General features: G+C 52.9%; 10 protein-coding genes. 9 read left to right on the forward strand and 1 reads right to left on the reverse strand.

From position 1 onward, the window contains the following. The first annotated feature begins 112 nt into the window (after window positions 1-112). The 9 genes from RHH27_RS11745 (at window position 113) to RHH27_RS11785 (ending at window position 11,454) form a co-directional block, all read left to right on the forward strand. Entirely contained in the window at window positions 113-2,146 is a 2,034-nt protein-coding gene (locus RHH27_RS11745) for a BamA/TamA family outer membrane protein (RefSeq protein ID WP_302678351.1), read from the forward strand. An 11-nt stretch (window positions 2,147-2,157) separates the two neighbouring features. Continuing rightward, the gene (gene lpxC / locus RHH27_RS11750; RefSeq protein WP_206200281.1) at window positions 2,158-3,015 is read left to right on the forward strand and encodes a UDP-3-O-acyl-N-acetylglucosamine deacetylase; all 858 of its coding nucleotides are present in this window, start codon (window positions 2,158-2,160) and stop codon (window positions 3,013-3,015) included. Between the two features lie 62 nt (window positions 3,016-3,077). Continuing rightward, window positions 3,078-3,539: a 3-hydroxyacyl-ACP dehydratase FabZ gene (fabZ, locus tag RHH27_RS11755; protein ID WP_206200282.1), complete on the forward strand. Its 462-nt coding sequence runs from the start codon at window positions 3,078-3,080 to the stop codon at window positions 3,537-3,539. A gap of 12 nt (window positions 3,540-3,551) precedes the next feature. Then, window positions 3,552-4,358 (forward strand): acyl-ACP--UDP-N-acetylglucosamine O-acyltransferase, encoded by an 807-nt coding sequence (gene lpxA / locus RHH27_RS11760; RefSeq protein ID WP_315862932.1) that lies wholly within the window; start codon window positions 3,552-3,554, stop codon window positions 4,356-4,358. A 27-nt stretch (window positions 4,359-4,385) separates the two neighbouring features. Further along, the gene (locus RHH27_RS11765; RefSeq protein WP_302678352.1) at window positions 4,386-4,847 is read left to right on the forward strand and encodes a tRNA (cytidine(34)-2'-O)-methyltransferase; all 462 of its coding nucleotides are present in this window, start codon (window positions 4,386-4,388) and stop codon (window positions 4,845-4,847) included. Next, window positions 4,847-5,347 carry a gamma-glutamylcyclotransferase family protein gene (locus RHH27_RS11770; RefSeq protein ID WP_206200283.1) on the forward strand — a complete coding sequence of 167 codons (501 nt, stop codon included), beginning with the start codon at window positions 4,847-4,849 and terminating at the stop codon, window positions 5,345-5,347. The genes RHH27_RS11765 and RHH27_RS11770 overlap by 1 nt, the downstream gene beginning before the upstream one ends. Next, window positions 5,344-6,597: an HlyD family secretion protein gene (locus RHH27_RS11775; protein ID WP_302677499.1), complete on the forward strand. Its 1,254-nt coding sequence runs from the start codon at window positions 5,344-5,346 to the stop codon at window positions 6,595-6,597. Before RHH27_RS11770 ends, RHH27_RS11775 begins: the two co-directional genes overlap by 4 nt. A gap of 3 nt (window positions 6,598-6,600) precedes the next feature. Then, complete coding sequence (locus RHH27_RS11780; protein WP_302678353.1) at window positions 6,601-8,808, forward strand: glycosyltransferase; 2,208 nt, start codon at window positions 6,601-6,603, stop codon at window positions 8,806-8,808. A 402-nt stretch (window positions 8,809-9,210) separates the two neighbouring features. Continuing rightward, window positions 9,211-11,454, forward strand: a complete 2,244-nt coding sequence (locus RHH27_RS11785; RefSeq protein WP_302678354.1) for a glycosyltransferase — start codon at window positions 9,211-9,213, stop codon at window positions 11,452-11,454. Here RHH27_RS11785 and RHH27_RS11790 read toward each other — a convergent pair. Continuing rightward, window positions 11,451-12,638, reverse strand: coding sequence for a hypothetical protein (locus RHH27_RS11790; protein ID WP_302678355.1), 1,188 nt, complete (start codon window positions 12,636-12,638; stop codon window positions 11,451-11,453). The genes RHH27_RS11785 and RHH27_RS11790 overlap by 4 nt on opposite strands. Between the last annotated feature and the right edge of the window lie 150 nt (window positions 12,639-12,788).

Below are 12,788 nucleotides of genomic sequence, written 5' to 3' on the forward strand. Positions count from 1 at the left end.
AAGGGCAAACAGGGGGGCACTTTTGTTGCCACTTCTGAGTCATTAACCTACTGTTATAGGAATGCCAATGGGTTTGGCTGTGTTGACGCGATTTGTTTTTTAGGTGTGAGCAGTGAATAACCAACTTTTTTCGCCAGTGCGAATGCAGCCAATGGGGGCTGCCCTGAAAACGGTAGCAGCGGCAATGGCAACCGTGGCGATCGCCCTCAGTTCTTTGCATCCCAGTCATGGCCAAGAAGCCCCGCCGCCTGAAAACCAACCTGCGGAAACTCCAGCATCCCCAACGCCACCAGCGGCAGAGCCTGTGCCTGAAAGCCCTCCCGCAGCAACCCCAGCACCGCCCACCCCGCTACCTGTGAGCCAGCCCCCCGCTGATGAACCTCAAGTTCTCATTGCCGAAGTGGTGGTTGAAGGCGCCACACCCGAACTTGAGCAATTGGTGTATCAAGTCATTCGCACTCGCCCTGGCAGTACCACCACCCGCACGCAACTACAAGAGGATACCAACGCCATCTTTGCCACGGGCTTTTTTGCTGATGTCAATGCCGTCCCCAGCGATACTCCCCTCGGTGTGCGGATTACCTTTGTCGTGCGCCCCTATCCAGTACTGCGAGCCGTTCAAGTAGCGGGCAACCAAGTGCTCACCCCAGAAAAAGTCAACGAGATTTTTGCACCGCAAATTGGTCGCACGCTCAATCTAAGAGAGCTACAGTCTGGCATTGAGCAAATCAACCGGTTCTATAGGGACAATGGCTATATCTTGGGGCAGGTGGTTGGTACACCCCAAGTCGATCCCGATGGGGTTGTGACATTGCAGGTGGCTGAGGGCGTGGTTGAACAGGTCACCTATCGCTTCCTGAATAAAGAAGGAGAGCCGACAAAACAGCGTACCCGTGACTTTGTGATCAGCCGTGAAATGGACACCCAGCCCGGCGTGGTTCTCAACCAAAATACCGTGCAAGCAGATTTGCGACGCCTCTTTGAATTGGGACTCTTTGAGGATGTGCAAGTTGCCCTTGAACCCGGTCAAGATCCCCGCAAGGTTAACTTGATTTTGAATATCAAAGAGCGCAATACGGGCAGTATTTCTGCTGGGGCGGGCTATAGTTCCGCTGCGGGGCTATTTGGCACAGTGGCATTCCAACAAAACAACCTCTTTGGTCGCAACTGGAAATTTGGTGTTGAAGCCCAAGGGGGGACGGAAGGGGAGTTTCTCTTTGACATTAACTTTACCGATCCTTGGATTAAGGGGGATCCCTATCGCACCTCCTACACCGTGAGTGCCTTTAACCGCCTGACAGTGCCCACCACCTTCACCAATGGCCCAATTGATGTTCGCTTGCCCAATGGTGACTTTCCGCGGATTAACCGCTTGGGGAGTGCCGTTTTCTTTACGCGACCCTTTACGAAGGATCGGGATCAGATACGCACCGCTTGGACCGGTTCCTTGGGGCTGCAATATCAGCGGGTTACCTCCCTAGACAGTGGTTTTAGCCGCTTTAATACGGATGCTTCAGGCAACTGCTTAACCTTTCCAGACAATGGTGTTTGCCGTGGTTTTAATGACCTGTTTACGGTGCAGGCGGCAATTCTGCGAGACCTGCGCAATGATCCGCTGCGGCCAACGAGTGGTCAGGTGATTCGCTTAGGGGTGGATCAGTCAATCCCTGTGGGGGCAGGCAACATCTTAATGAACCGGGTGCGCGGCAGTTATAGCTTCTATATCCCCGTGAAGTTTCTGCGCATTGAGGGGCCACAAACCCTTGCCTTCAATATCCAAGCGGGCAACATTTTTGGCGATTTGCCTCCCTATGAATCCTTTACGATTGGGGGTGCTAACTCAGTACGTGGTTGGGAAGAGGGGGCGATCGGCTCCGGGCGCGCCTTTGTGCAAGGAACAATAGAGTATCGGTTCCCCATTTTTAATATTGTTGGTGGCGCCCTCTTTGTGGATGGGGCCAGTTTGCTCGGTACCCAACGCAGCGTACCCGGTCAGCCGGGGATTGTGCGCGGTAAACCCGGAGAGGGGCTAGGCTACGGGGCAGGGCTGCGGGTGAATACCCCCCTAGGCAATATCCGCATTGACTTTGGCTGGAATAATGAAGGGGGCAGTGCCTTCAGCTTTGGCATTGGCGAGCGCTTCTAGGAGAAATACCCATGGTAACGACCTCTGTACCAACGGCACCGACTGCAACTGCACAGCAAACTCTTGGAAAGGCTGCCCAATGGTCAGGGGTAGGTTTGCATTCTGGTCAATCAGTTGAAGTGACCTTGAAACCCTCACCCGCCAACACGGGGCGACAGTTTGTGCGCCTTGATCTGGAGAGACAGCCCGTGATTCCTGCTCAGATTGATGCGGTTCAATCCACTCAGTTGGCAACGGAGTTGGTCGCCAATGGCGCCAGTGTGCGCACGGTTGAACATCTCTTGGCAGCGCTGGCGATCGCTGGTATTGATAATGTCACGATTGAGATCACAGGCTCTGAGGTGCCGGTGCTCGATGGCTCGGCGCAACCTTGGTTAGAAGGCATTCAAAGGGTCGGTGTTGTCCCTCAGGAGATTCCTCGGCCAGCAGTCATCTTGAAGGAACCTGTCACCATTTACGAAGGAGCAGCCTTTGTCAGTGCCATTCCTGCTCCTGAGCTACGCCTCACCTATGGCATTGACTTCCCCTATGCGGCGATTGGTCGCCAGTGGTGTAGCTTTACCCCTTCGGAACTAGCGGTGGCCGTTGCCCCTGCCCGTACCTTTGGTTTTGCCGAACAAGTGGAGTATCTGCGCAGCCAAGGCCTGATTCAGGGGGGCAGTTTAGAGAATGCTCTGGTGTGCAGTGCCAGTGGTTGGGTCAACCCGCCGTTACGCTTTGCCGATGAACCGGTTCGCCACAAGTTACTCGATCTTTGGGGAGATTTAGCCCTCCTAGGGACACCCCCCATCGCGCATTATGTCGCCTATCGGGCGAGTCATCATCTGCATACCCAATTGGCACGGGCGATCGCCCAACAGATGGTTTAGTCGGCAACCATTCTCCCCTATGATTTGTGTATATCTTTGATGTGAAGCTGACCCCTATCCCTATGCCAACGTTGACTGACTCCCCACCCACCACTGTGCTGACGGTAACGGATCTCCAGCAATTGCTCCCCCATCGCTATCCCTTTCTGCTGGTGGATCGCATCATTGACTATGTTCCAGAAAAGTATGCCGTGGGGCTGAAAAACGTCACGATCAACGAACCCTTTTTCCAAGGGCACTTTCCCGGTCGCCCAATTATGCCGGGGGTGCTCATTGTGGAAGCCCTTGCCCAAGTGGGAGGGGTTGTCCTGATGCAGATGAATTGGGCAAAGGATAAGCTCTCTGTGTTTGCGGGCATTGATAAGGTGCGCTTTCGCCGTCCCGTCCTCCCCGGCGATCAGTTAATCCTGCGGGCCGAGCTTCTTGTTGTCAAGCAGCAGCGCATCGGCAAAATGCAAGGACGGGCTGAGGTGAATGGTCAATTGGTCTGTGAGGGCGAGATGATGTTCTCGCTGGTGGACTAGTCACAATCAATGATGCAAACACTGATCCATCCTACTGCTGTCATTCATCCCAGTGCCGAGCTACATCCCACAGTTCGGGTCGGCCCCTATGCCGTGATTGGCGAACAGGTGCGCGTTGGTGCCCATACCGAAATTGGTGCCCACGTGATTATTGAAGGGCCAACGGAGGTGGGGGTAGGTAATCGTATCTTTCCGGGAGCGATCATCGGCACGGCTTCTCAGGATCAAAAATATACGGGTGCCAATAGTGCCCTACGTATTGGGGATTACAACACCATTCGCGAGTTCGTGACGATCAACCGTGCCAACGGCGAAGGGGATGCCACAATTATTGGTAACCACAATCTGTTGCTGGCCTATGTCCATGTGGCCCATGATTGTGTGATTGAGGATCAGGTGGTGATTACAAATGCGGCCTCGATCGCGGGCCATGTTTGCATTGAATCAAAGGCTCGCATTGGCGGTATGGTGGGCATTCATCAGTTTGTCCATATTGGCCGCTTGGCAATGGTGGGAGCCATGGCACGGGTAGATCGGGATGTGCCCCCCTATATGCTGGTGGAAGGTCATCCCGCACGGGTTCGTGCCCTCAATCAAGTGGGGCTGCAAAGAGCGGGGGTGACGGAGGCAGAAATGCGCAACCTCAAGGAAGCCTTTCGGATTCTCTATCGGCGGGACTTGCCCCTTGCCCAAGCGATCGCCCAATTAGCAACCCTGCCCCCTTCTGAGTATTTAGAGCATCTACAGCGCTTTTTAACCTATGCCCGCGAAGAGGGACGGCGCGGCTTAACCCCCAGTGGCCGGGCGACAACGGATTAAGTCTCTAGTTGCCACTGACTCAACGCCATGCCTGCTGTGGTGCTTGTCCATCCCCAAATTCCCCCGAATACAGGCAATATTGCCCGCACCTGTGCTGCCACCCACACACCGCTGCATCTGATTGAACCCTTGGGCTTTGAACTCAGCGATCGCTACCTCAAGCGAGCTGGTCTTGATTACTGGCCCTATGTCACCTTGCACTGCCACCCCGACTGGCCGACGTTCCTCAAAACTACCCATAGCGGGGGGCGTCTGATTGCCTTTGAGCCTTCAGCCCAACAGATTTACTGGGACTTTAGCTTTGCTGACAGTGATTGGCTGATCTTTGGCAGCGAACCCGATGGCATCCCCGCCGAAGTCTTAGCGACCTGTGACGCCTTTTTGAAAATTCCCATGTGGCAGCCGGCGGTGCGCAGTTTGAATCTCTCGGCTTCGGTGGCGATCGCCCTCATGGAAGTTTACCGCCAACTCTATTCCTCAACTGCTTGATGACCGAATCACTCCCCCTTGATGATTCCCATATTTTAGACAACGGCTGTATCTGGTACTTTGCCTACGGCAGCAACCTCTGTACCGCCCAAAAAAAACGTCGCATCGGTACCGTCCCCACTGCTGAAGTTGCTGAACTGCGGGGCTATCGCCTTGTGTTCAATAAACGCAGTAATGATGGCACTGGCAAAGCAAATGTTGTCCCTGATCCTCACCGTTCTGTTTGGGGTGTGATTTATCGCTGCACAGAAGCAGACATTGAACGCTTAGATTTTTACGAAGGTGTTAAGTGGGGACATTACCGCCATGAATTTGTTAGAGTCATAACGTCCACGGGTCAGGCGATAACAGCTCTGACTTATGTGGCAGGGGAGGATTTTATTGATGAAACCCTGTGGCCTTCAGCCGACTATTTAGAGACAATTCTCCAAGGGGCAAAGGAGCATGGGTTTCCTGTTGAGTATGTTGCTGAGCTGTGGCAGTGGAAAAACCGAATATGAATACCTCATCATCTTCCAGTGCAGTTGCCACCAAACCCCCACAAACTGAGAAACGGCGCCGCATTTTTCGGATAGTGCGGATTGGCTTGGGGGTGACGCTTATTGGCTTAGCGGTCTATCTCCTCTGGTGGCGACAGCGCAATGTGGTCAGTCGTGTCGGCTACCTCAATGGCACAGTGATTACCCTCTATGCCACGATCCCCGGCACCCTAACCCTAAAAGACTTGCGCCCTGGCGAACGCCTGAATGCCGGTACGGAAATTGGTACCATCCGCAACGATCGCAATCCCCAACTGGAAACCGATCGCCAAAATCTAGAAACTCGACTCAATGTCGCCCTTTCCCAGCAGCAGGGACTGCAACAGAAACGCAACAGCCGTATGGCTCTGATTTCTCAACTCGATCGCTATCAGCAGAGTCAGCAAACCCTTGAAGTTCGCTTTGCCCAAGAGGCAGTGCAGCGTACCCTAGGGGAACTGCGCCAAGCCCAAGAAGCTCTGGCCATTGCCCGCATTGAAGCCGATCGCTATACCAGCTTAGTGGAAACAGGGGCTGTGGCGCGCCAACTCGCCGATGAAGCCGTTTCCCGTGCCAAGCAAGCAGCGAAATTTGTTGAGAGTAAACAGGCCGAACTGCGCCGCCAACAAACAGCCCTACAAGCGGCTCGCCAAGGACTGCAACTCGATGCATCACGCACCTTTAGTTTTCCCCAGATCCGTTTGATTGATTTGCAAGTTGAACTGGTCGATATTGAGGTTGAACGCTTGGCAGTGGCCACAACGATTGCCGAGCTACGCCGTGAAATTGCCAATATCAAACAGCAACTCTCCCTGCAACGCCTTGCCCCCGTGACAGTACCGACGACCGCAGTGGTTTGGTCAGTGATCCACAAAACAGGGGATTTGGGTATTCCCCTGACCGCAGGGGATCCGATCGTTAAAATTCTCGACTGTAGCGATGTTTGGGCAACGGGCTTGGTGGCGGAGCGGGATAATCCTCGCCTGCGGGTGGGTCAGGAAGCAACAGTGCGCTTATTGGATGGGAGCGATCGCCGGCTAACGGGGATTGTCCGTGCCATTCGCGGCGGGCCAGGTAAAGTCGAAGTGGGTGAAAATGTGGCTGTGCCCCCCCCCGATCTAGTGCGCAATGAACTGGCGGTTGATGTTCAACTCTACAACCTACCAGAGGACTTAACCGCTGAGCGTTTCTGTGGTGTGGGCCAAAGTGTCGAAGTGGTGTTTAGAAGCTAAATCATGCGCCTCAAGTCGTTGCAAGCCGATGGCTGGCTCTTGCTCTTAGGCATTCTCGCCCTCCTAGGGGTACTGCTGTGGCAAGTGAACTGGCGAGATTTACTACCGAATCTTGTCGGTTTTTGGCATGGGGGACAAGCCATCATGCGCCCCCAAGGAACCACACTTGAGGCTTTACTGTTGCCGGCGTTTGTCTGGTTGGCAATCACGTTTCTCCTAAAGGAACTCTCCCCTAAACCGACCTTCTGGTCACGGCTGATTGTCAGTGTGGGTCTTGCCCTATTGGGGATTCGCTATGAACTCTGGCGCCTGTTGAATAGCCTCAACTTGGATGATCCCCTCAATGGCACGATCTCCGTCGTTCTCTTTTTGGCAGAATTGCTGACGGTTTTCAATAGTGTGGCCTTTTTCTTTCACTGTATTTTCTCCATTGACCGCACACCCGCAGCCGATCGCCTCAGTCAAGCGGTGATTCGTGGTGAGTATCTGCCTTGGGTAGATGTGATCTTACCGACCTACAACGAAGGGGTGGATATTTTGCGGCGTTCAGTCATTGCCTGCCAAGCCATGGACTACCCCCACAAGCGCATCTACTTGCTGGACGATACCCGTCGCCCGGCGGTACGTGCCCTAGCTGCAGAACTGGGCTGTGAATATCGCGATCGCCCCGACAACCGCCATGCCAAAGCTGGCAACATTAACCATGCACTGCCCACACTCACGGGGGAGTTGATTGCCGTCTTTGATGCGGACTTTGTGCCGAGTCGCAACTTTCTCACCCGCACCGTGGGTTTTTTCCAGGATGCGAAAACGGCAATGGTACAGACCCCCCAACACTTTTTCAATGAGGATCCAGTGACTGTGAATCTAGGGCTAGAGGGGATTCTCAACAACGAGCAGACGCTGTTTTTCCGCTTTATTCAGCCCAGCCGCGATTACTGGGACTCTGTGGTGTGCTGTGGCACCTGTTTTGTGATTCGCCGCCGTGCCCTCGATGAAATTGGTGGCATTCCCACAGACAGTATCACCGAAGACTACATGACAACCATTAAGCTGCAAAGCCTTGGCTATCGCGTCAAATACCTCAATGAAGCCTTGGCGGCGGGGATGTCGCCGGAGACGATTAGTGCCTACATTAACCAACGCTTGCGCTGGGGGCAGGGCACACTGCAAATGCTCTTTTTGGGGGGCAACTTTTTCACTGCCCCTAATCTGCGGTTAACGCAGCGCCTCTCCCATTCCTTGAGTATCATCTACTGGTTTCTTTCCATTCCGCGGGTGATCTTTCTTTTGGCACCGTTGGCCTTTTTGCTCTTTGGTATTGCTCCCTTGCGAGCAACGGTGAACGAGATTCTTTACTTTTACTTTCCCTACTATCTGGGGAATATCATGGCCTTTTCATGGCTCACCGAAGGTCGCCGCTCCGCTTTTTGGTCGGATGTCTATGAAACAATTATTGCCTTTCCGATGGCGATCACGGTGATTCGCACCCTCATCAATCCGCGGGGCAAAACGTTTAAGGTAACGCCCAAGGGGATTGTGGATCCCCACCGCATCAATGTTAATTGGCCACTCATTCGCCCCCTGCTGGTGATTGCCCTTTTGACGATTGGGGGCTTGATTTGGCGCAGCTCTTCCCTTCAAGAGACGAATGTCAATCCCGATAGTTTGGCGGTGAACATGGTCTGGTCAATCTATAATTTGTCACTTTTGTTGGTGTGTATGCTGGTGGCCATTGATGTACCGCAGCGCCGTTTTACCCGCTTCCTGCGGACTGAACCCTGCGAACTCATTGTTGGGGGCGATCGCTATGTCGGGCAAACTGTGGATATTTCTGAAGAGGGCGCCCGCTTACAAATCCGCCACTGTGACACTTGTCAGGAAAACCATGCTTCACCGCAGGGATTACGAACCTACAGTGCCCAATTTCGCCTCTTGCCTCCTAGCGAACTCGCAGATCTATGGCTCTCGGCAGAGCTGCGCTGGCACGATCAGGAGCGCCTGATTCAACTTCAGCAGGGGGCGAGCAGCAACCCTGTCGAAATGCGCATTCGCTTTCTGGATCTATCCTTGGCAGAGCACCGTCGTCTCATCCCCTACCTCTACTGCCAACCGGGACAATGGGATGAAATTCGTGTGCCTGAAATTAAGACCGCTTGGGCAATGATTCAAAGCGTCTTTCGCCTGCATCCCCTTGCGGAAAGTCGCTAGCCCATTGTTGAATTTTTGCTTTAATTTTTCGGTATAGGCTTAGTTTTGCTAAAGCATTGGGTACACTAGAGGTAAGTTCCCTAAATGGATTAGCACCATGGTGAAAAATTACATCTGTCCCATTCTTGCCAAGCCAAACTGGCCATATTTGTTAGCCTACGAATTCGCTGCAATTATTCTAGGCAGTCGGAAATTTTGCTGATAATTAGTCTTGCATGTAGAAGCATTGTTATTCATCAAATCAATTAACACGACTGCTACATCCAAGATTCATTGATCAAAGCATTGAAAATAGTTGAAATCTAAAGAGTTGCTCACCCGATCGTAATTTTGAGGTCGTGGCGTTGTTCAACTCTGAGTGAGTACAGGATGTAGAGCTTCATCCCAACTGACTGTGTTCCCATGAAGCTACTTGAAACTAACAACCTATCCCCTAGGGTTTCTCAGCCATCGAGGCCGCCTACACCACAGGCACCTGCGCGATCGCGACGTATTAGCCCTGATCTGTGGCTTTTACTGTTGGGCAGTGGCGCATTTCTGGCCGTCCTGCTGAGTCAACTGGATTGGCAAAACTTTCTACCCAACTTAGTCGGTCTTTGGCACGAGGGGAAAGCGCTGCTGCGGGCTGACGGCACGACGCTTCAAGCACTCCTATTGCCCACACTAGTCTGGATTGCCATTACGTTCTTCCTGAAGGAGATTTCCCCCAAGCCCAATTTTTGGTCGCGTTTAATTGTGGGTTTGGGGCTGACCCTGTTGGCACTGCGGTATATCCTCTGGCGTTTTTTTAACAGCCTCAACCTAGATGATCCCCTCAATGGCACGATTTCGATTCTGTTATTTATCGCTGAACTACTGACCCTAACAAATACCATTTGCTTTTTTGCCCTGTGTATCTTTTCCAAAGACCGCAGCCCTGAGGCCGATCGCCTAAGCCAAGCCGTGATTCGGGGGGAGTATTTGCCTTGGGTGGATGTGATTCTGCCCACCTACAACGAAGGGGTGGACATTTTGCGGCGTTCAGTCATTGCCTGCCAAGCCATGGACTATCCCCACAAGCGCATCTACTTGCTGGACGATACCCGACGGCCGGCGGTGCGTGCCCTAGCAGCAGAACTGGGCTGTGAATATCGCGATCGCCCCGACAACCGCCATGCCAAAGCTGGCAACATTAACCATGCACTGCCCACACTCACGGGGGAGTTGATTGCCGTCTTTGATGCGGACTTTGTGCCGAGTCGCAACTTTCTCACCCGCACCGTGGGTTTTTTCCAGGATGCGAAAACGGCAATGGTACAGACCCCCCAACACTTTTTCAATGAGGATCCAGTGACTGTGAATCTAGGGCTAGAGGGGATTCTCAACAACGAGCAGACGCTGTTTTTCCGCTTCATTCAGCCCAGCCGCGATTTCTTTAACGCCATTGTGTGTTGTGGCACCTGTTTTGTGATTCGGCGCCGTGCCCTCGATGAAATTGGCGGTATCCCCACCGACAGTATCACCGAAGATTACCTCACCTCGCTCTATTTGCAGGGGCGTGGTTATCAGATCAAGTATCTGAATGAAGCCCTCTCAGCAGGAATGTCACCAGAAACCATCAGCGCCTATATTAACCAGCGATTGCGGTGGGGACAAGGAACCCTGCAAATACTGTTTCTCAAGGACAACTTTTTTACCATTCCTAACCTCAACTTCCTGCAGCGTTTTTACCATAGCCTTGGCGTGCTCTATTGGCTGCTGTCGATTCCCCGCCTGATTTTTCTCTTGTCACCTTTGGCCTTTTTGCTCTTTGGGCTGGCGCCGCTGCGCGCCACAATTAACGAGGTAGTGTACTTTTACTGTCCCTACTATTTGGGCAATATCATGGCCTTTTCTTGGCTTACCGAAGGCCGCCGCTCCGCCTTTTGGTCCGATGTTTATGAAACCATCATTGCCTTTCCCATGGCTATCACAGTGATCCGCACCCTGATCAGTCCTAGGGGCAAAACCTTCAAAGTCACGCCTAAGGGGATTGTGGATCCCCATCGCATCAATGTTAATTGGCCAGTCATTCGTCCCTTGTTAATCATTGCCGCTCTGATGATGTTTGGTCTCATTTGGCGGAGTTTGCCTTTGCAAGAGACGCTGGTCAATCCCGATAGTTTGGCCATTAACATGGTCTGGTCTAGCTACAACTTTCTCTTGATTTTGGTTTGTGCTCTAGTGGCCATTGATGTGCCGCAGCGACGACATCCGCGGTTCCTGCGTTCTGAACCCTGTGAACTCATCGTTGGGAACAACTGCTATGGCGGACAAACGGTTGACCTGTCTGAGGAGGGGGCACGAATACGCCTCAATAGGTTGCCGGCGGAGTTGTTAGATGACCCCCGAGGCGAACTGCACTTTCTGGCGCCGAGCCCTTTGATCTACTTGCGCTTACCGATCCAACTGCGGTGGTCAAGAATGGTGGCGTTAGGAAAAAACGCCACGGCTCTAGAGATTGGGGTGCAGTTTCTTCCCTTTTCTTTGCCAAAGCAACGTCGCTTTATTCGTTATCTTTACTGTCAACCCGGCCAATGGGATGAAGTTCGTGTGCCTGAGATTAAAACCGCTTGGGCAATGATTCAAAGTGTCCTTCGCCTGCATCCCCTCGCCGAGAGCCGCTAACCATTGAGAAGGGTGAGGAGATTTTGAATCGCCATACTGGTAGCGCGAATAGCTGCATGGATATTGGCGTTTTTTGGCTCCACTTGTAGCAGATAGGCCAAGCTGGATTGGAGATACGTCAGCGCCATCTGAATGTTGGGATCAATGTGCTGGTAGGTTTGGGGCGGGTAGGGCTGACCATAACTGGGATGGGCATAGCCAACGGAGTGCTCGTAGTTGGCCGCTGGATACCCTTGGGAATAGTCATAGTTGGGGTGGGGATAGCCCACAGAATGCTCGTAGTTGGCCGCTGGATACCCTTGGGAATAGTCGTAGTTGGGGTGGGGATAACCCACGGAATGCTCGTAGTTGGCCGCTGGATACCCTTGGAAGTAGTCATAGTTGGGGTAGCCGACGGCGTGCTCGTAGTTGGCCGCTGGATGGTCTTGGGTGGCTTCAACCGGTTGTGCAGGCTCAGAGGGGGTTGAAACTGTTGCTGCAACTGCAGGTACTGGTGGCGCTGACGGCAAAATGACGGCGTGATCTTCTTCCTTCTCCGGTTCGCCAGCAGGGGAGGCAATTGGCGTTGATGGGGTGCCACTGGCCTTGGCAGCCATAATTTCCGTAGCCTCAAGGATTTGGGTGGGGGCGCTGTCAATGTCTCCCATGCGTTCTCCCCGTTTGTAGGCACTGATCTGACTGGGACTCTCGGCGGTGTCTTTTTCCTCTTTTTTTAGCCATACCAGAAAGTCAGAGGCACTGTAGGTGGCTTCCCCGCCCAAGGTACGAATGGCAACAAAGCCATTGGCCGCATTGACGCTTTGAATGGGATACCAAGTGCCCCGATAGAGAATCATCGCATCCATCCCAAGGGAGTTACCCCCTGTCAGAGCGCCGCGTCGCTTACCCCGTGCCCAGCGGTCTTTCCACAGCACTCCCGCTTCGGTGTATTGGATCACATAGCCTTCGGGAACGGTGCGATGTTCGTAACGTAAACATCCGGGGGTTTGAGCCACGCCGACTTGGAAGATCTCATAATCTACCATTACCTCTTGAATCAGAGGCCGATAGGGGGAGGCATCTCGTACTTCAATGGCAAGGGTGGGGGCATCTGTTTTCACCCGAGCAACAATGCCATCTTTGTAGGAAATCAACTGAACTTCATCAAATGTTGTTTCTACGCGCAGGTGCCGATTCGAGAGCATTCGCGAATTTTTCTGAATCAAGTCTTTAATAAATTGGTCTATTAATTCGCGATCGCCCATAGTTTTTGCTTTGAATCACGGCAAGAAGACTGCCACTGGGCCTAAGGGACGTGCCCCCTTCCTTTCATTATATTCCCTATGAACTTCTTT

Source organism: Thermosynechococcus sp. PP555, from assembly GCF_031583225.1.
In the GTDB taxonomy this organism is placed as follows: Bacteria; Cyanobacteriota; Cyanobacteriia; order Thermosynechococcales; family Thermosynechococcaceae; genus Thermosynechococcus.

Coding starts and splice junctions, on each gene's coding strand:
- lpxC (WP_206200281.1), top strand. CDS start 2,158: ATGGTAACGACCTCTGTACCAACGGCACCGACTGCAACTGCACAGCAA.
- RHH27_RS11780 (WP_302678353.1), top strand. CDS start 6,601: ATGCGCCTCAAGTCGTTGCAAGCCGATGGCTGGCTCTTGCTCTTAGGC.
- RHH27_RS11770 (WP_206200283.1), top strand. CDS start 4,847: ATGACCGAATCACTCCCCCTTGATGATTCCCATATTTTAGACAACGGC.
- RHH27_RS11790 (WP_302678355.1), bottom strand. CDS start 12,638: ATGCTCTCGAATCGGCACCTGCGCGTAGAAACAACATTTGATGAAGTT.
- fabZ (WP_206200282.1), top strand. CDS start 3,078: ATGCCAACGTTGACTGACTCCCCACCCACCACTGTGCTGACGGTAACG.
- lpxA (WP_315862932.1), top strand. CDS start 3,552: ATGCAAACACTGATCCATCCTACTGCTGTCATTCATCCCAGTGCCGAG.
- RHH27_RS11775 (WP_302677499.1), top strand. CDS start 5,344: ATGAATACCTCATCATCTTCCAGTGCAGTTGCCACCAAACCCCCACAA.
- RHH27_RS11785 (WP_302678354.1), top strand. CDS start 9,211: ATGAAGCTACTTGAAACTAACAACCTATCCCCTAGGGTTTCTCAGCCA.
- RHH27_RS11765 (WP_302678352.1), top strand. CDS start 4,386: ATGCCTGCTGTGGTGCTTGTCCATCCCCAAATTCCCCCGAATACAGGC.